34 protein-coding genes are annotated in these 20,761 nt (G+C 66.2%); 31 read left to right on the top strand and 3 right to left on the bottom strand.

Annotated features, from left to right (window positions below; genetic code table 11):
• Positions 1 to 77: 77 nt before the first annotated feature.
• The 3 genes from OHA99_RS14865 (at position 78) to OHA99_RS14855 (ending at position 1,593) form a co-directional block, all read left to right on the top strand.
• Entirely contained in the window at positions 78 to 407 is a 330-nt protein-coding gene (locus OHA99_RS14865) for a cupin domain-containing protein (RefSeq protein WP_282881930.1), read from the top strand.
• A 322-nt stretch (positions 408 to 729) separates the two neighbouring features.
• Entirely contained in the window at positions 730 to 933 is a 204-nt protein-coding gene (locus tag OHA99_RS14860) for a cold-shock protein (RefSeq protein WP_003974279.1), read from the top strand.
• A gap of 237 nt (positions 934 to 1,170) precedes the next feature.
• Complete coding sequence (locus OHA99_RS14855; RefSeq protein WP_366473132.1) at positions 1,171 to 1,593, top strand: CBS domain-containing protein; 423 nt, start codon at positions 1,171 to 1,173, stop codon at positions 1,591 to 1,593.
• Here OHA99_RS14855 and OHA99_RS14850 read toward each other — a convergent pair.
• Positions 1,574 to 1,933, bottom strand: coding sequence for a hypothetical protein (locus tag OHA99_RS14850; RefSeq protein ID WP_153178396.1), 360 nt, complete (start codon positions 1,931 to 1,933; stop codon positions 1,574 to 1,576). The two genes, OHA99_RS14855 and OHA99_RS14850, sit on opposite strands and share 20 nt — an antisense overlap.
• Positions 1,934 to 1,983: 50 nt before the next feature.
• On the bottom strand, positions 1,984 to 2,343 hold the full coding sequence (locus OHA99_RS14845) for a MerR family transcriptional regulator (protein WP_007443963.1): 360 nt from the start codon (positions 2,341 to 2,343) through the stop codon (positions 1,984 to 1,986).
• Positions 2,344 to 2,838: 495 nt separating this feature from the next.
• Between OHA99_RS14845 and OHA99_RS14840 the strand changes: the two genes are divergently transcribed.
• The 5 genes from OHA99_RS14840 to OHA99_RS14820 all read left to right on the top strand — a co-directional run bounded on the left by OHA99_RS14840 (position 2,839) and on the right by OHA99_RS14820 (position 7,481).
• Positions 2,839 to 3,486, top strand: coding sequence for a hypothetical protein (locus tag OHA99_RS14840; RefSeq protein ID WP_405696124.1), 648 nt, complete (start codon positions 2,839 to 2,841; stop codon positions 3,484 to 3,486).
• Positions 3,487 to 3,501: 15 nt separating this feature from the next.
• The gene (locus OHA99_RS14835) at positions 3,502 to 3,969 is read left to right on the top strand and encodes a hypothetical protein (RefSeq protein ID WP_366473134.1); all 468 of its coding nucleotides are present in this window, start codon (positions 3,502 to 3,504) and stop codon (positions 3,967 to 3,969) included.
• A complete protein-coding gene (locus OHA99_RS14830) occupies positions 3,966 to 4,523 on the top strand; it encodes a barstar family protein (protein ID WP_405696122.1) in 558 nt (185 codons plus the stop codon). Before OHA99_RS14835 ends, OHA99_RS14830 begins: the two co-directional genes overlap by 4 nt.
• Positions 4,524 to 4,639: 116 nt before the next feature.
• A complete protein-coding gene (locus OHA99_RS14825) occupies positions 4,640 to 6,922 on the top strand; it encodes an RHS repeat-associated core domain-containing protein (RefSeq protein WP_405696120.1) in 2,283 nt (760 codons plus the stop codon).
• A gap of 13 nt (positions 6,923 to 6,935) precedes the next feature.
• A complete protein-coding gene (locus OHA99_RS14820) occupies positions 6,936 to 7,481 on the top strand; it encodes a hypothetical protein (RefSeq protein ID WP_405696118.1) in 546 nt (181 codons plus the stop codon).
• Between the two features lie 540 nt (positions 7,482 to 8,021).
• Here the strand turns inward: OHA99_RS14820 and OHA99_RS14815 are convergent.
• Complete coding sequence (locus OHA99_RS14815; RefSeq protein ID WP_405696116.1) at positions 8,022 to 8,165, bottom strand: hypothetical protein; 144 nt, start codon at positions 8,163 to 8,165, stop codon at positions 8,022 to 8,024.
• A gap of 488 nt (positions 8,166 to 8,653) precedes the next feature.
• Between OHA99_RS14815 and rpsJ the strand changes: the two genes are divergently transcribed.
• The 23 genes from rpsJ (at position 8,654) to OHA99_RS14700 (ending at position 20,686) form a co-directional block, all read left to right on the top strand.
• Positions 8,654 to 8,962: a 30S ribosomal protein S10 gene (rpsJ, locus tag OHA99_RS14810; protein ID WP_003948644.1), complete on the top strand. Its 309-nt coding sequence runs from the start codon at positions 8,654 to 8,656 to the stop codon at positions 8,960 to 8,962.
• 17 nt (positions 8,963 to 8,979) lie between these two features.
• Positions 8,980 to 9,624, top strand: coding sequence for a 50S ribosomal protein L3 (gene rplC / locus OHA99_RS14805; RefSeq protein WP_007443982.1), 645 nt, complete (start codon positions 8,980 to 8,982; stop codon positions 9,622 to 9,624).
• A 7-nt stretch (positions 9,625 to 9,631) separates the two neighbouring features.
• Complete coding sequence (gene rplD, locus OHA99_RS14800) at positions 9,632 to 10,291, top strand: 50S ribosomal protein L4 (RefSeq protein ID WP_153178389.1); 660 nt, start codon at positions 9,632 to 9,634, stop codon at positions 10,289 to 10,291.
• Entirely contained in the window at positions 10,291 to 10,710 is a 420-nt protein-coding gene (gene rplW / locus OHA99_RS14795) for a 50S ribosomal protein L23 (protein WP_007443985.1), read from the top strand. The genes rplD and rplW overlap by 1 nt, the downstream gene beginning before the upstream one ends.
• Positions 10,711 to 10,750: 40 nt before the next feature.
• Positions 10,751 to 11,587 (top strand): 50S ribosomal protein L2, encoded by an 837-nt coding sequence (rplB, locus tag OHA99_RS14790; RefSeq protein ID WP_030400225.1) that lies wholly within the window; start codon positions 10,751 to 10,753, stop codon positions 11,585 to 11,587.
• 12 nt (positions 11,588 to 11,599) lie between these two features.
• The gene (rpsS, locus tag OHA99_RS14785) at positions 11,600 to 11,881 is read left to right on the top strand and encodes a 30S ribosomal protein S19 (protein ID WP_003948639.1); all 282 of its coding nucleotides are present in this window, start codon (positions 11,600 to 11,602) and stop codon (positions 11,879 to 11,881) included.
• A gap of 44 nt (positions 11,882 to 11,925) precedes the next feature.
• Entirely contained in the window at positions 11,926 to 12,273 is a 348-nt protein-coding gene (rplV, locus tag OHA99_RS14780) for a 50S ribosomal protein L22 (RefSeq protein WP_003974262.1), read from the top strand.
• Positions 12,273 to 13,103, top strand: a complete 831-nt coding sequence (rpsC, locus tag OHA99_RS14775; protein ID WP_087789835.1) for a 30S ribosomal protein S3 — start codon at positions 12,273 to 12,275, stop codon at positions 13,101 to 13,103. The genes rplV and rpsC overlap by 1 nt, the downstream gene beginning before the upstream one ends.
• 5 nt (positions 13,104 to 13,108) lie before the next feature.
• The gene (gene rplP / locus OHA99_RS14770; RefSeq protein WP_007443989.1) at positions 13,109 to 13,528 is read left to right on the top strand and encodes a 50S ribosomal protein L16; all 420 of its coding nucleotides are present in this window, start codon (positions 13,109 to 13,111) and stop codon (positions 13,526 to 13,528) included.
• Entirely contained in the window at positions 13,528 to 13,752 is a 225-nt protein-coding gene (gene rpmC / locus OHA99_RS14765) for a 50S ribosomal protein L29 (protein WP_003974259.1), read from the top strand. The genes rplP and rpmC overlap by 1 nt, the downstream gene beginning before the upstream one ends.
• Positions 13,752 to 14,039, top strand: coding sequence for a 30S ribosomal protein S17 (gene rpsQ / locus OHA99_RS14760; RefSeq protein WP_003974258.1), 288 nt, complete (start codon positions 13,752 to 13,754; stop codon positions 14,037 to 14,039). The genes rpmC and rpsQ overlap by 1 nt, the downstream gene beginning before the upstream one ends.
• A gap of 107 nt (positions 14,040 to 14,146) precedes the next feature.
• Positions 14,147 to 14,515 (top strand): 50S ribosomal protein L14, encoded by a 369-nt coding sequence (gene rplN, locus OHA99_RS14755; RefSeq protein WP_003974257.1) that lies wholly within the window; start codon positions 14,147 to 14,149, stop codon positions 14,513 to 14,515.
• Between the two features lie 2 nt (positions 14,516 to 14,517).
• Positions 14,518 to 14,841: a 50S ribosomal protein L24 gene (rplX, locus tag OHA99_RS14750; RefSeq protein ID WP_003974256.1), complete on the top strand. Its 324-nt coding sequence runs from the start codon at positions 14,518 to 14,520 to the stop codon at positions 14,839 to 14,841.
• Entirely contained in the window at positions 14,841 to 15,398 is a 558-nt protein-coding gene (gene rplE / locus OHA99_RS14745) for a 50S ribosomal protein L5 (RefSeq protein WP_003974255.1), read from the top strand. The genes rplX and rplE overlap by 1 nt, the downstream gene beginning before the upstream one ends.
• A gap of 5 nt (positions 15,399 to 15,403) precedes the next feature.
• A complete protein-coding gene (locus OHA99_RS14740; protein ID WP_003948630.1) occupies positions 15,404 to 15,589 on the top strand; it encodes a type Z 30S ribosomal protein S14 in 186 nt (61 codons plus the stop codon).
• A gap of 235 nt (positions 15,590 to 15,824) precedes the next feature.
• Entirely contained in the window at positions 15,825 to 16,223 is a 399-nt protein-coding gene (gene rpsH / locus OHA99_RS14735; RefSeq protein ID WP_003974254.1) for a 30S ribosomal protein S8, read from the top strand.
• Between the two features lie 24 nt (positions 16,224 to 16,247).
• Complete coding sequence (gene rplF / locus OHA99_RS14730) at positions 16,248 to 16,787, top strand: 50S ribosomal protein L6 (protein WP_003974253.1); 540 nt, start codon at positions 16,248 to 16,250, stop codon at positions 16,785 to 16,787.
• A 3-nt stretch (positions 16,788 to 16,790) separates the two neighbouring features.
• Positions 16,791 to 17,174 (top strand): 50S ribosomal protein L18, encoded by a 384-nt coding sequence (gene rplR / locus OHA99_RS14725; RefSeq protein ID WP_003974252.1) that lies wholly within the window; start codon positions 16,791 to 16,793, stop codon positions 17,172 to 17,174.
• A gap of 43 nt (positions 17,175 to 17,217) precedes the next feature.
• On the top strand, positions 17,218 to 17,823 hold the full coding sequence (gene rpsE / locus OHA99_RS14720; RefSeq protein WP_153178388.1) for a 30S ribosomal protein S5: 606 nt from the start codon (positions 17,218 to 17,220) through the stop codon (positions 17,821 to 17,823).
• Positions 17,824 to 17,825: 2 nt separating this feature from the next.
• Positions 17,826 to 18,008, top strand: coding sequence for a 50S ribosomal protein L30 (gene rpmD / locus OHA99_RS14715; protein ID WP_003974250.1), 183 nt, complete (start codon positions 17,826 to 17,828; stop codon positions 18,006 to 18,008).
• A 2-nt stretch (positions 18,009 to 18,010) separates the two neighbouring features.
• Positions 18,011 to 18,466: a 50S ribosomal protein L15 gene (gene rplO / locus OHA99_RS14710; RefSeq protein ID WP_007443991.1), complete on the top strand. Its 456-nt coding sequence runs from the start codon at positions 18,011 to 18,013 to the stop codon at positions 18,464 to 18,466.
• A 256-nt stretch (positions 18,467 to 18,722) separates the two neighbouring features.
• Positions 18,723 to 20,036, top strand: a complete 1,314-nt coding sequence (gene secY, locus OHA99_RS14705; RefSeq protein ID WP_153178387.1) for a preprotein translocase subunit SecY — start codon at positions 18,723 to 18,725, stop codon at positions 20,034 to 20,036.
• Positions 20,036 to 20,686: an adenylate kinase gene (locus tag OHA99_RS14700; RefSeq protein WP_007443994.1), complete on the top strand. Its 651-nt coding sequence runs from the start codon at positions 20,036 to 20,038 to the stop codon at positions 20,684 to 20,686. Before secY ends, OHA99_RS14700 begins: the two co-directional genes overlap by 1 nt.
• The last annotated feature ends 75 nt before the right edge of the window (positions 20,687 to 20,761 follow it).

Genomic DNA, 20,761 nt, shown 5'->3' with positions numbered 1-20,761 from the left:
CCGATCCATGCCGATCCATGCCCCGTATGGGCCACACGGCCCTGGCACCCCCCGCCACCGCCCGCGAGACTGGCACCATGCAGAAGCTCTCCCTCGACGCCCTCGCCCGCGAGCACCTCGAACGTGCCGCCGCCTCCTCCAGCGGCCGCAGCGCCACCACGGTCCACGGCGGCCACGAACTGGTCCTGCGCCAGACCCTCCTCGCCCTGACCGCCGGCACCACCCTCGCCGAACACGAGAACCCCGGCGAGGCGACGGTCCAGGTCCTGCGCGGCCGTGTCCGCCTCACCAGCGGCGACGACGCCTGGGACGGCCGCACCGGCGACCTCATCCTGATCCCCCCGGCCCGCCACGGCCTCGAGGCGCTGGAGGACTCGGCTGTGCTGCTGACGGTGGCGAAGCGCTGAGGGATCACTTCCGTCAAACAATCCCTGCGGAATGTGCACCCCAAAATCTGTATCCGCGATACAAGGGTTTGACGGAACGGGCGGACAGTTTCCCTGTGGCGGCGCACGGAGTGGAATTACTGGACGTACGCGGGGCCCCGCAGCGTGCTACTGTCGTTATCAGTTGCAGTTGTGGTTCCCGAATTTAAAGCTCTTTCCAGTAGGTCTGTGTGCCGTTGGAAGTGCTCTTTGACACCGGTCTTCTCCGGTCGGGGTGATCATCGCGGCGACACGGCGTCCGTACAGTGCGGACGCCGGTGCACTGCCCCGAAGGAGACAAGACATGGCTACTGGCACCGTGAAGTGGTTCAACGCGGAAAAGGGATTCGGCTTCATCGAGCAGGACGGTGGCGGCGCGGACGTGTTCGCCCACTACTCGAACATCGCCGCCCAGGGCTTCCGCGAGCTGCTCGAAGGCCAGAAGGTGAACTTCGACATCGCGCAGGGCCAGAAGGGCCCGACGGCCGAGAACATCGTCCTCGCCTGACGCCGGCGCGCCCACGCGGGCGCACTTCGCAGCTGGGGCCCGCATCCTTCGGGGTGCGGGCCCCAGCTGCATCTGCGGAATCCGTGAATTCACGTACGCGGAATTCCGCACGCTATTCGGCCTGTTCTGTGATTCCCCGCGCTCGTCCGCTGCGGCAATTCCTCGACACGCGCTTCATCGCGGCGGCCTGGAACCGTCCTGATCGGAAAGCCGAACCATCCCAGCAGGAGGCACTTCTTGACGCTGCTCCAGACACATCCCCGCTCGGCCGACGCCGATTCCGTGCACAGGACTGTCGCCGACGCCATGGACGCGGCCGGACCGCAGGTCTGGGACGACATGACCGTCGAGGTGGCGCTGTCCGTCATGGCCGCCGCCCGCACGGGGCACCTCGTCGTCTGCGACGACGACGGTCAGTGCACCGCCCTGATCACCCTCGCTCGGCTGACCGACGTGCGGAACGGCTCCGCGTACACGGACCGGGTCCGCCTTCGCGATGTCGACGACGGCGACGGGCCCTTCGCCTCGCCGACGGCCACGGTGGCCGAAACGGAGGCAGCGATGGTGGACCGGCGGCTTGGAGCCCTGCCCGTCGTCGACGAACACGGCAACGCCCTGGGCGTCCTCGCCCGCTCCTGCCTCAGTGGTCGGAGTAGCTGAAGTCCCCCACGGTCCAGGCGCTGACGTTCTCGATCGCCACGCGGTACATCCCGCCCGTCTCCGGGATCCCCATGGTCCCCTGGAGGATCCGGGCGACATGGAAGTGCAGGTGCGTGGGTCGCCCCTCCTTCTCCCCCGGAGCGTCGAACACGGCGGAGAAGGCGCCCAGGTCCGTGGAGCCGGTCAGCACCTCCGACACTCTCTGCCGCCACACGGACGCGGGGGCCAGGCGACCGGTGATGACAGCGCCGTGGGTGACCACGGTCAAGGACATCCGACTGCTCCGCGCGGACTCCACACGGGCGGCGATGTCAATGAGCAGCTCATCAGGCTTCGACATGAGAAGAGATTTTATCCGCAGGCCCGCCCCGGGCGGGTCGCCCGATGGCACTACCGGGCAGGACGGGCGGCACTCCCCGGCTTGTCTCCGGACGCCACGGCGCCACCGCGTCGCAGCTCCTCGTTGATGCGCTGAGCCTCTTCGAGCTGGTCTTCCAGGATGATGATGCGGCAGGCCGCGTCGATCGACGTTCCCTGGTCGACCATCTCGCGGGCGCGAGCGGCGATGCGCAGCTGGTAGCGGGAGTAGCGACGGTGGCCGCCCTCCGAGCGCAGGGGCGTGATCAGCCGGGCCTCGCCGAGGGCCCGCAGGAAGGCGGGTGTGGTGCCCAGCATCTCTGCCGCCCGCCCCATGGTGTACGCGGGGTAGTCGTCATCGTCGATCGGGTCGAGCGGTGTGTCTGCGGTCATCTGCACCTCTGTTCGCGGAATGCGTCGAGGGGCCTTGGTGCCGTACGGCACCAAGGCCCCGAGGGATTTGTAACACCATCTGCCGACCTACTGCACGGCCGGCCTTCTGTTGCGGGATCGCGGATGCGTGACCGTGAGACCACCTTCCGTTCCGGGGTCTGCGGTACCCGGTGAGAACGTGCTCGCCCGGGCGATCCTGATGGCGTCCTCCTCCTTCTTCTCTCTGTTCGCATGCGGGCAGTTCGTCTCTGCCTCGCCCTACGGACTTCCTGGCTACGACAGAAGAGTAACCACAGTGACAGCCGCATGTCTACAGCGGCCACTACAGGTTTTCGCCCAAGCGGGTGAGTGACTTTCTGTATCGGGGGCGCGCGTGCCGTGCCTGCCGGGCCACTAGTACCGGTCGTACCGGCCGCCACCGGCGCCCGGGGCACCGATCAGTGGGACGATGACGCACCAGCCGATCGAGCGACGCACGGGGAGGCCGGGCACGACATGGCCCGTTACACGGAGGCACTGACCGTCGAAAGGGGCGGTTTCCGCATCAGGGTCCCGGAGTCCTGGTGGGAGTTCGACGTACGCCCGGAGTCCCGGGACGACTCGATCCGCCGCATGGTCGACGAGCGAATACGCCAGTACCCGGAACTGAAGCCCTCCCGGTCCGCGTACGTCACCTTCCTCCAGAAGGCGGCCTCCGACGCGTGGAAGTCGGGTGCGCTGTACTGCGGTTGCATGGCCGAGAGCTTCGGCGGCGACACCCCGATCACCGGCTCGGTCACCGTCTCCCTGATCGGCGGCCGCACATCCTCCGGCACCCCCCTCCCCACCGACCCGGCCGCCATCGCGGGCCAGTTGGCCGTCAAGGAGGCGAAGAAGCCCGGCGACTCCTGGCGCAAGGTCACCACGGTCGACATCCCCGGCGTCGGTCCGGCCGCCCGCACTCAGGGCATCGAGGACATCCCGGTCCCGGACGACGCCCTGAACCGCACGGTCCGCGCGGTGCTCATGCAGACGTACATCCCGGTCCCCGGCCAGGAGGGCAAGGTCGCCCTGGTCGCGGGCAGCAGCCAGGTCCTCGACCTCGCGGACTCCTTCTTCGACATCTTCGACGCGATCACGTCGACGTTCCGGTTCGTGGGGTAAGGGGGCCGGCCGGCCGTGGCGGAGGACTGGAACTGGCAGACTGGCGAACGGCTGCTGGCTCTCAACGACCCGGTGGAATGGGACGCCGCTTTCGAACGCGGCGAGCGCAGCCTCGGCACGGCGGCCATCGGCCTCGCCTTCAACTGCTCCCTGGAGGAGGCGTCGCCCCGCATCGTCAGGGCGACGCAACTCCCGGACATCGCCCAGCGAGGCTTCGCCTTCACCGCGGCAGGAACGGCGGCCCGCCTCAACGGTACGTTGACGCCGGAGCTGTACGCCGCGCTGCGGGCGGAGGGACCGGGGCGCAGGAGCATCGCGGTGAACGCCATCGACGACACCCTCACCTTCGTACCGTTCCGACGGCTGCCCACGTGGCTGAAGTGCTGGAGCGTCGTATCAACGGTGCGGAACAAACTGGACGCGTGGCGACTGAGCGCTTCCTACGCGGTGATAGACGCATGGAAGGCGATGCGCAGCCGATGACCCCGCGTCCTCCACACACGCACACTGCACTGCCCCGCCCGGAACCCTTCGTTGTCTTCGGCCCAACAGGCGCACCCGGATTCCGAACGAGGGCTGCGGGCCTGGAAGCCGCTGGAAGGCGTGTCCACCACTTCGACTCCCGCAAGCTGGTGACCGAGCGGGGAATCCACCGTTGCTTCGCGGAAGTACTCCAGTTTCCCGGGTACTACGGCGCGAACTGGGACGCTCTGGTGGACTGCCTGGGCGACCTGTGCGGAGGAGTCACGGGCGGTGTCGGGATGGTGGGCGTCCTCCACGACGCGGACCTGATCCTGGACACGGACCACTTCCCCCTCTTCGTCTCGGTCCTCTGCCAGGGCGCGGACCGCGCCAACGCCTCCGTCGACCTCGACGGCTTCCCCGCGGACCGCCCCACCCCCTCCGAGCACTTCCTCTTGGAATTCCGCGACTTCGATCCCGAGAGCATCGCGCTCCGCGTACGCCAACCAGACCTGACCGTCACCACAGGAGCCGATCACGTCGCGGCGGCCCTGAACTCCGAGGTATGGCACTGACCGACTTCGCGCCCTGCCCGACGGAGCCGTCTTTCTTCGAACAACCGCGCCTTGTAAGTTCACGTGTGCGTACGGGTGGTTGCTGGTGCGGCGCGTGAGCTGACGGGGGGCTCCCGTTGACCTCTACAGACGCTTTCGGCGCCACCACTACGTGGAAACGGGATGCCTTCGGCAGGATCGTCGAGTACATCGATCCCCACGGGGAGAGTACTCACCTGACCTGGACGGTCGAGGGACAGCTGACCCGGATCATCACTGCGGACGGGGCTGTCGAATCCTGGGCTTACGACGGGGAGGGCAACTGCGTCAGTCACACCACTCCTGTGGGCGCAGTCACGCGCTTCGAGTACACGCACTTCGACCTGCCCTCTGCGCGTACCGGCCCGGACGGTGCGCGTTACGAGTTCGTTCATGATCACAGCCTGCGTCTGGCGCAGGTCCGCAATCCTCACGGACTGACGTGGACCTACGAGCACGATGCCGCTGGACGCCTCGTGGCGGAGACCGACTTCGACGGGCGCACTCTCAGGTACAGCCATGACGCCACGGGACGCCTCACCTCACGTGCCGACATGCTTGAGAACGTCATCCGTTACGAGTACGACGCCGTCGACAACTTGGTGCAAAAGGATTGCGGTGCGCAGACAACGCGATTCGACTACGACCTGAACAGGCAATTGATCTCCGCAACGGGACCCGACGCGGTGCTGCTTCTCACTCGTGACGCCAACGGTCGCGTGACGAGTGAGACGGTCAATGGCAAACAGCTGACGTATGAGTACGACCGACTGGGCCGCGTCGCTCGTCGCACGACGCCGTCCGGCGCCACGAGCGATTGGGGCTACGACGGGACGGGTAATCGGGTGAGGCTGAATGCTTCGGGGCGCGAGATGCGATTCCAGCACGACTACTCCGGCCTGGAAACCACCCGGTGGCTGGGGGACAGCGTCGTCTTCACCCAGACTCATGACAGCTTGGGACGGCTGACGGGACAAAACCTCGCCCGTAATGACGTTGGCCTCATGCACCGCAAGTACGAATACGCCGAGGACGGAAATCTCGCAGCGATCCGTGATTCTGGATCCGGGTACCGTCGATTCGACCTGGACATCGCACATCGTGTCACCGCAGTGAGGGCGCACAACTGGTCCGAGCGTTACGCCTACGACGAAGCCGGCAACCTCACGGACGCATCATGGCCCTCCTGGCATCCCGGCACGGAAGCGATCGGAACTCGCGTCCACGCCGGCACTGAGCTCCGTCGTGCAGGGCGTACTCGATTTACGTACGATGCCCTGGGCCGCGTGGTGTCGCGACAGAAGAGACATCTTTCTGGAAGGTGTGACACCTGGCGATACACCTGGGACCCGGAGAGTCGCCTGACCTCTGTCCGTACACCTGACGGAACCTGTTGGCGGTACCTCTACGACCCGCTGGGGCGGCGTATCGCCAAACAGCGGCTGTCTCTGGATGACTCGAGCGTAGCGGAACGGACTGAATTCACCTGGGACGGTGTGGTGCTGTGCGAACAGACAACGGCGACAGGTTCCGAGTCATCCCTCGTGGCAACGACCTGGGATCACGACGGCTTCCACCCCATCGCGCAGACGGAGCGGATCATCGCTTCGGAGGTGAGCCAGGAGGAAATCGCCTCCCGGTTCTTCTCCATAGTCACCGACCTGGTCGGTGCGCCGACAGAACTCGTGGACGAATCAGGAGCGATCGTATGGCGCACTCGGGCCACGCTGTGGGGTGTCACGGCGTGGAACTCCGACGCATCAGCATATACCCCCCTCCGGTTCCCTGGACAATATTTTGACCCTGAAACCGGTCTGCACTACAACTACTTTCGTCACTACGACCCAGAAACGGCTCGGTATCTCACCCCCGACCCCCTCGGGCTCGCACCAGCGCCCAATCCAGTCGCGTACGTGGAAAATCCCCATACTGGTGTCGATCTCCTGGGGCTGAGCCCGTACTACAGTGAAATAGCTCCCAATGGTCAGCGAGGGCCGGCCTACGCTGTCGTCACTCCTCAAACGCTGGACGACGCCGCCGCGGGTCTCATCGGCAGCTCGCCGGGGCGCGGCGCCCGGTACGCTCCGCCCGGGTTCGGAGGTCAGGCCGCAGGGCATTCACGTGGCCATTTGATCGGCCAGCAGTTCGGGGGAGACGGGAGGGGCATGCGGAACATTGTCACCCAGAGAGATACTCTGAACAACGGCCCGATTTCGACGGCGGAGGATGAAATCGCTGCGCATGTGAGACAGACAGGAAATACGGTCACCATGAGCGTCACGCCCGAGTACGCGAATGGGGGAAACGTGCCCAGTCACGTTGTTATCGAGGCTGTCGACGACTTCGGCTGGTCCTTCAACAGAAGACTTCCCAACATGTGAGGGGAAACGGAACGTGACAGATGTTGACTCCGACGAGACGCTGAGCCGCCTGGCCATGCTGTGCTCACCTCCGCCTCGCCCCGATCTCGCAAGTGCAACAGAATCTGGTTTCGGGGCTGTCCCTGTACCGACCAGTCACGTGAGGCTGATCGCTGCTTACGGAACCGGATGCTTTGATGAATTCTTGTGGATCTTCGCGGCGGGGGCACCGAATGCTCACCTCGACATCGTCGAGCGCACCCGCTTGATGCGGGCTGCTTTCCAGGGCAAGGTAGTGCACGACCTCAATCATGTTCCGGAGGGCTACCGCTTTGTTCCGGATGAACTTGTTCAGTGGGGCGGAACCGATAATGCCGATATCCTGGCATGGATCCCCAAAGGGGAGCCTGACGACTGGCCAACCGTGATCATCCAGGCAGGGCAACTCAAGGCCGTCTTCAGCTCCGGGAGTTCGACCGCGACCGTCCTCGGCCTGCTGGACGGATCCCTGAGAGTCCCCTTCTTCCCCTCTGACTTCCCTGACATACGACCTGAATTCTCGGCGAACCCGTATGCGTAAACACGGCACGCGGTAGTGGCGGATTCGACGTGCCGCATCCGGACGCTCGGCCATGGCGAAAGAGGGACCGGACTCCACGTCCTCGGCCCCCAAGGACCCCTCCGGCCCCGACTCGCACTCACGCCAGAGGCATGAGCGGACCTCGACCTACGCGCCGCGGAGCTGACGGCAGGAGCGCCTCTCACCGAACCGCCGTGCCTTATAGGGCCACGTGATTGCTGGTGCGGCGTGTGAGTTGCCGGGGACTAGCGGGGATGGTGGGTCACAGGGCGAGTTGGTGCGCACCGGCCCGGCGCGGTCTGGGCGGCGTGATGAGCACTGATCGCCCCGGTGGGCCCCTCGAGGCCTTCCGTCTGCTGCCGAGCCTGGGAGGCTTCCGTGCCCTGTCCCTGGAGGAGTACGCCCACCGCAGGCTGATCCGCTGGCTGCGCACCGGCGACCGAGGGGACCTGCCGGATTCGTTCACCGCGGAATGGGTCGGCAATCCGCGGCTGCGACCGGCGGAGTTCCCAGCGACCCGGGAGCCGACCGGCAGGCATGTCAGAAGCCCCACGGCCAGGCGACCGTTCCCTCGTACGAGCACTCGTCGGCCAGCACCCGTCGGGTTTCACGGCCCGTGTTGTAACCGACGGCCACGTAGGGGAACCGGGGATCCTGGTCGACGTGGTCGACGCGGAGGGACACGACGTAGGCCGCTGGAGGGGTCCGCCTGAAGTGACGCCGTCCCGGCAGAGCCTGCACGGTCAGGGGAGAGCTGGAAGCACCCGGGTTTGATCTCCGCCACCCCCGGGGTATTCTCTCCGGCCCGATTGGCCAGCCCCGCGCCCCGTATGGCAGACTAGCGGGGTTGCTCGGTCGAGTGCCGATGCTGCGCGCCTCCCGCCGGGAGGACCGGAAGCGAGTCCCACAGTACTCGTCGTCCCTGCTCAGGGGCGGACGTACGGGAATCTTCCGGGAAGCGTCAGCGGGGTGCAGGCCAGGCACCCGGTGGGCCTCTCGCCCCCGGTCCGCGGTTCCGGAAGGGCCCGCACTCCCAGGCAGGGAAGTCCCGAAGAGGGACATCCATGTCAGCGAGAGTGCGACACGCCCGACCGCGTGGGTCGGAGGGGGAGCGGAATGGACAAGGACCACCGGGTCCAGAGCGTTACGAGAGACAGGACTACTGAGTAGCCATGGCGGGACAGAAGATCCGCATCCGGCTCAAGGCCTACGACCACGAGGTCATCGACTCTTCGGCGAAGAAGATCGTCGAGACGGTGACTCGCACTGGTGCGTCGGTCGCGGGCCCGGTGCCGCTGCCCACTGAGAAGAACGTGTACTGCGTCATCAAGTCGCCGCACAAGTACAAGGACTCGCGCGAGCACTTCGAGATGCGCACGCACAAGCGCCTGATCGACATCCTCGACCCGACCCCCAAGACCGTTGACTCTCTGATGCGACTCGACCTCCCGGCCGGTGTCGACATCGAGATCAAGCTCTGAAGGCCGGTGATCTGAGAATGGCTAAGCAGATCAAGGGCATCCTGGGCGAGAAGCTCGGCATGACGCAGGTGTGGGACGAGAACAACCGCGTTGTTCCGGTCACCGTCGTCAAGGCCGGCCCCAATGTCGTCACCCAGGTCCGCACGAACGACGTCGACGGCTACGAGTCCGTCCAGATCGCGTTCGGCGAGATCGACCCGCGCAAGGTGAACAAGCCCCTCAAGGGCCACTTCGCCAAGGCCGACGTCACCCCCCGCCGTCACCTCGTCGAGATCCGTACGGCCGACGCCTCCGAGTACACGCTCGGTCAGGAAGTCAGCGCCGAGGTCTTCGAGTCCGGCGTGAAGGTCGACGTCACCGGCAAGAGCAAGGGCAAGGGCTTCGCCGGTGTCATGAAGCGTCACAACTTCAAGGGCCTCGGCGCCGGTCACGGCACCCAGCGCAAGCACCGCTCGCCGGGCTCCATCGGTGGCTGCGCCACTCCGGGCCGCGTGTTCAAGGGCCTCCGCATGGCGGGCCGCATGGGCAACGAGCGGGTCACCACCCAGAACCTGACCGTCCACGCCGTTGACGCGGAGAAGGGTCTGCTGCTCATCAAGGGCGCGGTTCCCGGTCCGAACGGCGGCCTCGTCCTGGTCCGCACCGCGGCCAAGGGGGCCTGAGGTACCGATGAGCACTGTTGACATCCTTTCGCCTGCCGGCGAGAAGACCGGAAGCGTCGAGCTCCCCGCGGAGATCTTCGGCGTGGAGAAGATCAGCATTCCGCTGATCCACCAGGTCGTCGTCGCGCAGAACGCCGCTGCCCGCCAGGGCACGCACAAGACCAAGCGTCGCGGCGAGGTCCGTGGTGGCGGCAAGAAGCCGTACCGCCAGAAGGGCACCGGCCGCGCCCGCCAGGGTTCGACCCGTGCGCCGCAGTTCGCCGGCGGTGGCGTCGTCCACGGCCCGCAGCCGCGTGACTACTCGCAGCGGACCCCGAAGAAGATGAAGGCCGCGGCCCTGCGCCACGCCCTCACCGACCGGGCCCGCCACGACCGCATCCACGTCGTCACCGGCGTCATCGAGGGCGAGACCCCGTCCACGAAGGCCGCCCGGACGCTGTTCGGCAAGATCTCGGAGCGCAAGAACCTGCTCCTGGTCGTCGACCGCGCCGACGAGGCCGCGTGGCTGTCCGCCCGCAACCTGCCCCAGATCCACATCCTGGAGCCGGGCCAGCTGAACACGTACGACGTTCTCGTCTCGGACGACGTGGTCTTCACCCAGGCCGCTTTCGAGTCCTTCGTGTCTGGCCCCAACAAGGCCGTTGACACCGAAGGGAGCGAAGCCTGATGGCTACGCGTCACCCGAGCATCGCCTCCAAGGCGGCCAAGGCCGCCAAGGCCGCGCGCGTCGCCAAGGCGCGCCGCCACGAGGCCGAGGGCAAGAACACCGTCGTCACCCCGGCCAGCAAGGCGTTCACGGACCCCCGTGACGTGCTGCTGAAGCCGGTCGTGTCCGAGAAGAGCTACGCGCTCCTCGACGAGAACAAGTACACGTTCATCGTCGCGCCGGGCTCCAACAAGACCCAGATCAAGGAGGCCGTCCAGGCGGTCTTCTCGGTCAAGGTCACCGGGGTCAACACGATCAACCGCCAGGGCAAGCGGAAGCGGACCCGCACGGGCTTCGGCAAGCGTGCCGACAGCAAGCGCGCGATCGTGACCCTCGCCGAGGGCGACCGTATCGACATCTTCGGCGGTCCGACCTCCTGACGGAGGTCCGGATCGTCCGGAATCGGACGAGGACTGAGAAATGGGAATCCGCAAGTACAAGCCGACTACGCCGGGCCGTCGTGGCTCCAGCGTCGCCGACTTCGTCGAGGTCACGCGGTCCACGCCGGAGAAGTCGCTGGTCCGCCCGCTGCACAGCAAGGGCGGCCGTAACAACGCCGGTCGTGTGACCGTTCGCCACCAGGGTGGCGGACACAAGCGCGCCTACCGTGTCATCGACTTCCGTCGGCACGACAAGGACGGCGTGCCGGCGAAGGTCGCGCACATCGAGTACGACCCCAACCGCACCGCGCGCATCGCGCTGCTGCACTACGCCGACGGCGAGAAGCGCTACATCCTCGCCCCGCGCAACCTGCAGCAGGGCGACCGCGTCGAGAACGGTCCCGGGGCCGACATCAAGCCGGGCAACAACCTGGCGCTCCGCAACATCCCGGTCGGTACCACGATCCACGCGATCGAGCTCCGTCCCGGTGGCGGCGCCAAGTTCGCCCGCTCCGCCGGTGCCTCCGTGCAGCTGCTCGCGAAGGAGGGCTCGATGGCCCACCTGCGCATGCCGTCCGGAGAGATCCGCCTGGTCGACCAGCGCTGCCGCGCCACGGTCGGCGAGGTCGGCAACGCCGAGCAGAGCAACATCAACTGGGGCAAGGCGGGCCGTAAGCGCTGGCTGGGCGTTCGCCCGACCGTGCGTGGTGTGGTCATGAACCCGGTGGACCACCCGCACGGTGGTGGCGAAGGCCGTACCTCGGGTGGTCGCCACCCGGTGTCCCCCTGGGGCAAGAAGGAAGGCCGTACTCGTTCGCCCAAGAAGGCGTCGAACAAGTACATCGTCCGCCGCCGCAAGACGAACAAGAAGCGCTAAGGACGGGTTGAGATGCCTCGTAGCTTGAAGAAGGGACCCTTCGTCGACGACCACCTGATCAAGAAGGTGGACGTCCAGAACGAAGCCGGTACCAAGAACGTCATCAAGACCTGGTCCCGTCGCTCGATGATCGTCCCGGCGATGCTCGGCCACACGATCGCGGTGCACAACGGCAAGACCCACATCCCGGTGTTTGTCACCGAGTCCATGGTCGGCCACAAGCTCGGCGAGTTCTCGCCGACGCGCACCTTCCGGGGTCACGTCAAGGACGACCGGAAGTCGAAGCGCCGCTAGTCAGCGGGGTGTGAATGATCATGACAAACACTGAAGGGACAACCATGGAAGCCAGGGCCCAGGCGCGGTACATCCGCGTCACGCCCATGAAGGCCCGCCGCGTGGTGGACCTCATCCGTGGCATGGATGCCACGGAGGCTCAGGCGGTCCTGCGTTTCGCCCCGCAGGCCGCGAGCGTGCCGGTCGGCAAGGTGCTGGACAGCGCCATCGCCAACGCCGCGCACAACTACGACCACACCGACGCCGACAGCCTCTTCATTTCCGAGGCGTACGTCGACGAGGGCCCGACCCTGAAGCGGTTCCGTCCGCGCGCCCAGGGCCGCGCCTACCGGATCCGCAAGCGGACCAGCCACATCACCGTGGTCGTCAGCAGCAAGGAAGGAACCCGGTAATGGGCCAGAAGGTAAACCCGCACGGGTTCCGGCTCGGTGTCACGACCGACTTCAAGTCGCGTTGGTACGCCGACAAGCTGTACAAGGACTACGTCAAGGAAGACGTCGCCATCCGCCGGATGCTGACGTCCGGCATGGAGCGCGCCGGCATCTCCAAGGTCGAGATCGAGCGCACCCGTGACCGCGTCCGCGTGGACATCCACACGGCTCGTCCGGGCATCGTCATCGGCCGCCGCGGTGCGGAGGCCGACAAGATCCGCGGCAAGCTGGAGAAGCTCACCGGCAAGCAGGTCCAGCTGAACATCCTCGAGGTCAAGAACCCCGAGACGGACGCTCAGCTGGTCGCCCAGGCCGTCGCCGAGCAGCTGTCCTCCCGCGTCTCCTTCCGTCGCGCCATGCGCAAGAGCATGCAGGGCACGATGAAGGCCGGCGCCAAGGGCATCAAGATCCAGTGCGGTGGCCGCCTCGGCGGCGCCGAGATGTCCCGCTCGGAGTTCTACCGCGAGGGCCGTGTGCCCCTGCACACGCTCCGCGCGAACGTGGACTACGGCTTCTTCGAGGCCAAGACGACCTTCGGCCGCATCGGTGTGAAGGTCTGGATCTACAAGGGCGACGTCAAGAACATCGCCGAGGTCCGCGCCGAGAACGCCGCCGCCCGTGCCGGCAACCGCCCGGCCCGTGGCGGTGCCGACCGCCCGGCCCGCGGTGGCCGCGGTGGCGAGCGTCGTGGGCGCAAGCCGCAGCAGCAGTCGGCTCCGGCCGCCGAGGCCCCCAAGGCCGAGGCGCCCGCCGCTGCCGCTCCGGCCGAGAGCACCGGAACGGAGGCCTGACCGTCATGCTGATCCCCCGCAGGGTCAAGCACCGCAAGCAGCACCACCCGAAGCGCCGCGGTATGGCCAAGGGCGGTACCACGGTTGCGTTCGGCGAGTACGGCATCCAGGCCCTCACGCCGGCGTACGTGACCAACCGCCAGATCGAGGCGGCCCGTATCGCGATGACCCGCCACATCAAGCGTGGCGGCAAGGTCTGGATCAACATCTACCCGGACCGCCCGCTCACGAAGAAGCCGGCCGAGACCCGCATGGGTTCCGGTAAGGGTTCTCCCGAGTGGTGGATCGCGAACGTGCACCCGGGCCGGGTCATGTTCGAGCTGTCCTACCCCAACGAGAAGATCGCCCGTGAGGCGCTGACCCGTGCAGCCCACAAGCTGCCGATGAAGTGCCGGATCGTCAAGCGCGAGGCAGGTGAAGCGTGATGTCGGCCGGTACCAAGGCGTCCGAGCTGCGCGAGCTGGGCAACGAGGAGCTTCTGGCGAAGCTCCGCGAGGCCAAGGAAGAGCTGTTCAACCTCCGCTTCCAGGCGGCGACGGGTCAGCTCGAGAACCACGGTCGGCTCAAGGCCGTCCGTAAGGACATCGCGCGGATCTACACCCTGATGCGTGAGCGCGAGCTGGGCATCGAGACGGTGGAGAGCGCCTGATGAGCGAGAGCAACGTGACTGAAGAGACGAAGGCCGCGCGCGGCTTCCGCAAGACCCGCCAGGGTCTGGTCGTCAGCGACAAGATGGACAAGACCGTCGTCGTCGCCGTCGAGGACCGCGTGACCCACGCCCTGTACGGCAAGGTCATCCGCCGTACCGAGAAGCTCAAGGCTCACGACGAGCAGAACGCCGCGGGCGTCGGCGACCGTGTCCTCCTCATGGAGACCCGGCCGCTGTCCGCGACGAAGCGCTGGCGCGTCGTCGAGGTCCTCGAGAAGGCCAAGTAAGAAATCTCCTGCGGGGCATTCCTCGCAGGACAGTTCCGCCAGGCTCCGGGAGTCGTTCACCAAGGTGACCGACTCCCGGGGAACCGGCAGACATTCAGGAGATAGACGTGATCCAGCAGGAGTCGCGGCTGCGTGTCGCCGACAACACGGGTGCGAAGGAAATCCTGACCATCCGTGTGCTCGGTGGCTCGGGCCGCCGCTACGCGGGTATCGGTGACGTCATCGTCGCCACCGTCAAGGACGCGATCCCCGGTGGCAACGTGAAGAAGGGTGACGTCGTCAAGGCGGTCATCGTTCGCACCGTCAAGGAGCGCCGCCGTCCCGACGGCTCGTACATCCGCTTCGACGAGAACGCCGCCGTCATTCTGAAGAACGACGGCGACCCTCGCGGCACCCGTATCTTCGGCCCGGTGGGCCGTGAGCTGCGCGAGAAGAAGTTCATGAAGATCATCTCCCTCGCGCCGGAGGTGCTGTGAGCATGAAGATCAAGAAGGGCGACCTGGTCCAGGTCATCACCGGTAAGGACAAGGGCAAGCAGGGCAAGGTCATCGCGGCCTTCCCCCGCGAGGACCGCGTCCTGGTCGAGGGTGTCAACCGGGTCAAGAAGCACACCAAGGCCGGGCCGACCGCTCGCGGTTCGCAGGCCGGCGGCATCGTGACCACCGAGGCCCCGATCCACGTCTCCAACGTCCAGCTGGTCGTGGAGAAGGACGGCAACAAGGTCGTCACGCGCGTCGGTTACCGCTTCGACGACGAGGGCAACAAGGTTCGCGTTGCCAAGCGGACGGGTGAGGACATCTGATGGCTACCACCACCACTCCGCGTCTCAAGACGAAGTACCGCGAGGAGATCGCGGGCAAGCTGCGTGAGGAGTTCTCCTACGAGAACGTCATGCAGATCCCCGGCCTCGTGAAGATCGTGGTCAACATGGGTGTCGGCGACGCCGCCCGTGACTCGAAGCTGATCGAGGGCGCGATCCGCGACCTGACCACCATCACCGGTCAGAAGCCGGCCGTCACCAAGGCCCGCAAGTCCATCGCGCAGTTCAAGCTGCGTGAGGGTCAGCCGATCGGTGCCCACGTCACGCTCCGTGGCGACCGCATGTGGGAGTTCCTGGACCGCACCCTGTCGCTGGCGCTGCCGCGCATCCGCGACTTCCGCGGTCTGTCCCCCAAGCAGTTCGACGGCCGTGGCAACTACACCTTCGGTCTCACGGAGCAGGTCATGTTCCACGAGATCGACCAGGACAAGATCGACCGCACCCGGGGTATGGACATCACCGTGGTGACCACGGCGACCAACGACGCTGAGGGCCGCGCGCTCCTCCGTCACCTCGGCTTCCCCTTCAAGGAGGCGTGAGCGAGATGGCGAAGAAGGCTCTGATTGCCAAGGCTGCTCGCAAGCCCAAGTTCGGTGTCCGCGGCTACACGCGCTGCCAGCGCTGCGGCCGTCCGCACTCCGTCTACCGCAAGTTCGGCCTGTGCCGCGTGTGCCTTCGTGAGATGGCTCACCGTGGCGAGCTGCCGGGCGTGACCAAGAGCTCCTGGTAATCCGGTAATTCCGGGTTATTCAGACTCTCGGTAAGCAACCGGGTCGGCAGAGGCCCGGCTCCGCATGCCTTAGGCTTGTGGGGTTGGGCGTCTGCCACCCGTACGCCCGCAGGCCACGCCTGCAAATATTTGCTTACTACGCCGTAGGTCCACCGCGCCGCACCCGTCCCGTCTCGGATCGGGGAGAGGGATGGCGCACCAGGAAACCCCGGCGAGAGAGGCCGAAGGCCAATTCATGACCATGACTGATCCGATCGCAGACATGCTTACGCGTCTGCGGAACGCGAACTCGGCGTACCACGACTCCGTGACGATGCCGGCGTCCAAGATCAAGTCTCACATCGCGGAGATCCTCCAGCAGGAGGGCTTCATCACCGGCTGGAAGACCGAGGACGCCGAGGTCGGCAAGAACCTCACCCTCGAGCTGAAGTTCGGTCCGAACCGTGAGCGCTCCATCGCGGGCATCAAGCGGATCTCCAAGCCCGGTCTCCGGGTGTACGCGAAGTCCACCAACCTGCCCAAGGTGCTGGGTGGCCTCGGCGTGGCGATCATCTCCACGTCGCACGGGCTCCTCACCGACAAGCAGGCCGGCAAGAAGGGCGTAGGCGGAGAAGTCCTCGCCTACGTCTGGTAACGGAAGGGAACGGAGGAAACAGCTATGTCGCGCATCGGCAAGCTCCCCATCGCGGTTCCCGCCGGCGTGGACGTCACCATCGACGGCCGTACGGTTTCGGTCAAGGGCCCCAAGGGCTCGCTGACCCACACCGTCGTGGCGCCGATCGACATCGCCAAGGGTGAGGACGGCGTGCTGAACGTCACCCGCCCCAACGACGAGCGTCAGAGCAAGGCCCTGCACGGCCTGTCCCGCACGCTGGTGGCGAACATGATCACCGGCGTGACCCAGGGTTACGTGAAGAAGCTCGAGATCAGCGGTGTCGGTTACCGCGTGCTCGCCAAGGGTTCGAACCTGGAGTTCTCCCTCGGCTACAGCCACCCGATCCTGGTCGAGGCCCCCGAGGGCATCACCTTCAAGGTGGAGAACCCGACCCACTTCTCGGTCGAGGGCATCGACAAGCAGAAGGTCGGCGAGGTTGCGGCCAACATCCGCAAGCTGCGCAAGCCCGACCCGTACAAGGCCAAGGGCGTCAAGTACGAGGGCGAAGTCATCCGCCGCAAGGTCGGAAAGGCGGGTAAGTAAGCCATGGCATACGGACAGAAGATCCTCAAGGGCGACGCCTACAAGCGCGCCGCGATCAAGCGCCGCCACATCCGGATTCGCAAGAATCTCTCGGGTACGGCGGAGCGTCCCCGTCTGGTCGTTACCCGCTCGAACCGCCACATCGTGGCCCAGGTGATCGACGACATCAAGGGTCACACCCTTGCGTCGGCGTCCACCCTGGACACCTCGATCCGCGGTGGCGAGGCTGACAAGTCCGCGCAGGCCAAGCAGGTCGGCGCCCTGGTCGCCGAGCGCGCCAAGGCCGCCGGTGTCGAGGCCGTCGTGTTCGACCGTGGTGGCAACCAGTACGCCGGGCGCATCGCCGCCCTGGCGGACGCCGCCCGCGAAGCCGGACTGAAGTTCTGAGCCGGTTCCGTAACGCTAGCGGAAACAGAGAGAGGTAATTCCAATGGCTGGACCCCAGCGCCGCGGCAGCGGTGCCGGTGGCGGCGAGCGGCGGGACCGGAAGGGCCGTGACGGTGGCGCAGGTGCCGCCGAGAAGACCGCTTACGTTGAGCGCGTCGTCGCGATCAACCGCGTCGCCAAGGTTGTGAAGGGTGGTCGTCGCTTCAGCTTCACCGCGCTGGTCGTGGTGGGCGACGGTGACGGCACCGTGGGTGTCGGATACGGCAAGGCCAAGGAGGTGCCGGCCGCCATCGCCAAGGGTGTTGAGGAGGCCAAGAAGCACTTCTTCAAGGTCCCCCGCATCCAGGGCACCATCCCGCACCCCATCCAGGGTGAGAAGGCTGCCGGCGTCGTGCTGCTCAAGCCCGCGTCCCCCGGTACCGGCGTTATCGCCGGTGGTCCGGTGCGCGCCGTGCTCGAGTGCGCCGGTATCCACGACATCCTGTCGAAGTCGCTCGGCTCCGACAACCAGATCAACATCGTGCACGCGACCGTGGAGGCCCTCAAGGGCCTGCAGCGTCCCGAGGAGGTCGCGGCCCGCCGTGGCCTGCCGCTCGAGGACGTCGCCCCCGCGGCCCTTCTCCGTGCGCGTGCCGGGGCGGGTGCGTAATCATGGCGCAGCTCAAGATTACGCAGGTCAAGTCCTACATCGGCAGCAAGCAGAACCACCGTGACACCCTGCGTTCCCTTGGTCTCAAGGGGATCAACACGCAGGTCGTCAAGGAGGACCGCCCCGAGTTCCGCGGCATGGTGCACACCGTCCGCCACCTCGTGACGGTCGAGGAGGTCGACTGATCATGGCGGAGAACAACCCGCTCAAGATCCACAACCTCCGTCCCGCCCCGGGCGCCAAGACCGCCAAGACCCGTGTCGGTCGTGGTGAGGCGTCGAAGGGTAAGACGGCCGGTCGTGGTACCAAGGGCACGAAGGCCCGTTACCAGGTTCCGGAGCGCTTCGAGGGTGGCCAGATGCCCCTCCACATGCGTCTCCCGAAGCTGAAGGGCTTCAAGAACCCGTTCAAGACCGAGTTCCAGGTCGTGAACCTCGACAAGCTGGCCGCGCTGTACCCCGAGGGTGGCGAGGTCACCGTCGAGGGCCTCGTGGCCAAGGGTGCCGTTCGCAAGAACAGCCTCGTCAAGGTCCTCGGCCAGGGCGAGGTCTCCGTGGCGCTCCAGGTGACGGTCGACGCCGTCTCCGGCTCCGCCAAGGAGAAGATCACCGCCGCCGGCGGTACCGTCACCGAGCTCGTCTGAACCCATCAGGCGCCTCGATGACTTGAGCGATCCCGACCGGGGATACCCCACAAAAGGGGTATCCCCGGTTGGTCGTTCCAAGGGCATAGGTCCCGCCGGTAAGGTGGCCTGCGCTGCCCTCTTTCACGGGTGCCTCACATGGGGCACTCTGGGCGGCGGTTCAGCGTTAGTCACTTAGCCGTCCACTTGTCAGCCGTCAGTCGAACCTCAAGACCGTCACCCTTGACGCAGTAGCGCGGGGGTCGCAGGAGGCACCGTGCTCACCGCGTTCGCCCGGGCGTTCAAGACGCCCGACCTGCGCAAGAAGCTGCTCTTCACGCTCGGCATCGTCGTGGTGTACCGACTCGGTACCCACATCCCCATTCCAGGCGTCGACTACAAGAACGTCCAGGAGTGCGTGAAGCAGGCGTCCGGCAACCAGGGCCCGCTCGGCCTGGTCAACATGTTCAGCGGTGGCGCGCTGCTGCAGATCACGGTCTTCGCACTCGGCATCATGCCGTACATCACGGCGAGCATCATTCTGCAGCTGCTCACCGTCGTGATCCCGCGTCTGGAAGCCCTCAAGAAGGAGGGCCAGGCGGGTACGGCGAAGATCACGCAGTACACCCGTTACCTGACCATTGCCCTGGCCATCCTCCAGGGCACCGGCCTGGTGGCCACCGCCCGCAGCGGCGCGCTCTTCTCCAACTGCACCGTCGCCAGTCAGATCGTGCCAGACCAGGCGATCTTCACCACCGTCGTCATGGTGGTCACCATGACCGCCGGTACGGCCGTCGTCATGTGGCTCGGTGAGCTGATCACCGACCGCGGCATCGGCAACGGCATGTCGATCCTGATGTTCATCTCGATCGCCGCGACCTTCCCGTCCGCCCTGTGGGCCATCAAGCAGGAAGGCACCCTGGCGGGCGGCTGGATCGAGTTCGGCACCGTCATGCTGGTCGGCTTCGTCATGGTCGGCCTGGTGGTCTTCGTCGAGCAGGCCCAGCGCCGCATCCCGGTGCAGTACGCGAAGCGCATGATCGGCCGTCGTTCCTACGGGGGTACGTCGACGTACATCCCGCTCAAGGTGAACCAGGCGGGCGTCATCCCCGTCATCTTCGCCTCGTCGCTCCTCTACATCCCGGCGCTGGTCGTCCAGTTCTCGAACTCGACGTCGGGCTGGGCCACCTGGATCACCAAGAACCTCGCGGACACCGGGGCGACGCCGCACATCATTCTGTACTTCTTCCTGATCGTGTTCTTCGCCTTCTTCTACGTGGCCATCTCGTTCAACCCCGAGGAAGTCGCGGACAACATGAAGAAGTATGGTGGGTTCATCCCGGGCATCCGGGCTGGCCGACCGACCGCTGAGTATCTGAGCTACGTACTCAACCGGATCACCTGGCCGGGTTCGCTGTATCTGGGCCTGATCTCTCTCGTACCGACAATGGCGTTGGCCGGTTTCGGGGCAAACCAGAACTTCCCGTTCGGCGGGACCAGCATCCTGATCATCGTGGGTGTCGGTCTTGAGACGGTGAAGCAGATCGAGAGCCAGCTCCAGCAGCGCAATTACGAAGGGTTCCTCCGCTGATGCGAATCGTCCTCGTCGGGCCGCCGGGCGCCGGAAAGGGAACGCAGGCCACCCGCCTTGCCGAGACGCTGCACATTCCGCACATCTCCACGGGCGATCTGTTCCGCGCGAACATCAGCCAGCAGACCGAACTGGGCAAGCTCGCGAAGTCCTACATGGACGCCGGCAATCTCGTGCCGGACGAGGTCACCATCGCCATGGCGAAGGACCGCATGGAGCAGCCCGACGCCGAGGGCGGCTTCCTGCTGGACGGTTTCCCGCGCAACGTCTCCCAGGCCGAGGCGCTCGACGAGCTGCTCGAGACCGAGGGCATGAAGCTCGACGCGGTGCTCGACCTGGAGGCCCCGGAGGACGAGGTCGTCAAGCGGATCGCCGGCCGGCGCGTCTGCCGCAACGACTCGGCCCATGTCTTCCACGTGACGTACACCCCGCCGAAGAAGGAAGGCGTCTGCGACGTCTGCGGCGGTGAGCTGTACCAGCGGGACGACGACTCCGAGGAGACGGTCCGCAAGCGGCTCGAGGTCTACCACACGCAGACCGAGCCGATCATCGACTACTACAAGGCCCAGGGCCTGGTGACCACGGTCTCCGCGATGGGCAAGGTGGCGGACGTCACGAAGCGGGCCATGTCGGCGCTGACCGGTTCGTAACAGCTTGAAAAGGAAGGCAGCGGTCCCCGGTGGGGGCCGCTGCCTTCCTTCTTGTGGACCCCCGGAAGTGCTCAG

This window comes from Streptomyces coelicoflavus (genome assembly GCF_045041415.1).
GTDB lineage: Bacteria > Actinomycetota > Actinomycetes > Streptomycetales > Streptomycetaceae > Streptomyces > Streptomyces coelicoflavus.
The sequence above is the reverse complement of the archived record's forward strand: the minus strand, read 5'-3'. Positions and strand labels throughout refer to the sequence as shown.

Coding starts and splice junctions, on each gene's coding strand:
- OHA99_RS14865 (WP_282881930.1), top strand. CDS start 78: ATGCAGAAGCTCTCCCTCGACGCCCTCGCCCGCGAGCACCTCGAACGT.
- OHA99_RS14860 (WP_003974279.1), top strand. CDS start 730: ATGGCTACTGGCACCGTGAAGTGGTTCAACGCGGAAAAGGGATTCGGC.
- OHA99_RS14850 (WP_153178396.1), bottom strand. CDS start 1,933: ATGTCGAAGCCTGATGAGCTGCTCATTGACATCGCCGCCCGTGTGGAG.
- OHA99_RS14845 (WP_007443963.1), bottom strand. CDS start 2,343: ATGACCGCAGACACACCGCTCGACCCGATCGACGATGACGACTACCCC.
- OHA99_RS14840 (WP_405696124.1), top strand. CDS start 2,839: ATGGCCCGTTACACGGAGGCACTGACCGTCGAAAGGGGCGGTTTCCGC.
- OHA99_RS14830 (WP_405696122.1), top strand. CDS start 3,966: ATGACCCCGCGTCCTCCACACACGCACACTGCACTGCCCCGCCCGGAA.
- rpsJ (WP_003948644.1), top strand. CDS start 8,654: ATGGCGGGACAGAAGATCCGCATCCGGCTCAAGGCCTACGACCACGAG.
- rplC (WP_007443982.1), top strand. CDS start 8,980: ATGGCTAAGCAGATCAAGGGCATCCTGGGCGAGAAGCTCGGCATGACG.
- rplD (WP_153178389.1), top strand. CDS start 9,632: ATGAGCACTGTTGACATCCTTTCGCCTGCCGGCGAGAAGACCGGAAGC.
- rplW (WP_007443985.1), top strand. CDS start 10,291: ATGGCTACGCGTCACCCGAGCATCGCCTCCAAGGCGGCCAAGGCCGCC.
- rplB (WP_030400225.1), top strand. CDS start 10,751: ATGGGAATCCGCAAGTACAAGCCGACTACGCCGGGCCGTCGTGGCTCC.
- rpsS (WP_003948639.1), top strand. CDS start 11,600: ATGCCTCGTAGCTTGAAGAAGGGACCCTTCGTCGACGACCACCTGATC.
- rplV (WP_003974262.1), top strand. CDS start 11,926: ATGGAAGCCAGGGCCCAGGCGCGGTACATCCGCGTCACGCCCATGAAG.
- rpsC (WP_087789835.1), top strand. CDS start 12,273: ATGGGCCAGAAGGTAAACCCGCACGGGTTCCGGCTCGGTGTCACGACC.
- rplP (WP_007443989.1), top strand. CDS start 13,109: ATGCTGATCCCCCGCAGGGTCAAGCACCGCAAGCAGCACCACCCGAAG.
- rpmC (WP_003974259.1), top strand. CDS start 13,528: ATGTCGGCCGGTACCAAGGCGTCCGAGCTGCGCGAGCTGGGCAACGAG.
- rpsQ (WP_003974258.1), top strand. CDS start 13,752: ATGAGCGAGAGCAACGTGACTGAAGAGACGAAGGCCGCGCGCGGCTTC.
- rplX (WP_003974256.1), top strand. CDS start 14,518: ATGAAGATCAAGAAGGGCGACCTGGTCCAGGTCATCACCGGTAAGGAC.
- rplE (WP_003974255.1), top strand. CDS start 14,841: ATGGCTACCACCACCACTCCGCGTCTCAAGACGAAGTACCGCGAGGAG.
- OHA99_RS14740 (WP_003948630.1), top strand. CDS start 15,404: ATGGCGAAGAAGGCTCTGATTGCCAAGGCTGCTCGCAAGCCCAAGTTC.
- rpsH (WP_003974254.1), top strand. CDS start 15,825: ATGACCATGACTGATCCGATCGCAGACATGCTTACGCGTCTGCGGAAC.
- rplF (WP_003974253.1), top strand. CDS start 16,248: ATGTCGCGCATCGGCAAGCTCCCCATCGCGGTTCCCGCCGGCGTGGAC.
- rplR (WP_003974252.1), top strand. CDS start 16,791: ATGGCATACGGACAGAAGATCCTCAAGGGCGACGCCTACAAGCGCGCC.
- rpsE (WP_153178388.1), top strand. CDS start 17,218: ATGGCTGGACCCCAGCGCCGCGGCAGCGGTGCCGGTGGCGGCGAGCGG.
- rpmD (WP_003974250.1), top strand. CDS start 17,826: ATGGCGCAGCTCAAGATTACGCAGGTCAAGTCCTACATCGGCAGCAAG.
- rplO (WP_007443991.1), top strand. CDS start 18,011: ATGGCGGAGAACAACCCGCTCAAGATCCACAACCTCCGTCCCGCCCCG.
- OHA99_RS14700 (WP_007443994.1), top strand. CDS start 20,036: ATGCGAATCGTCCTCGTCGGGCCGCCGGGCGCCGGAAAGGGAACGCAG.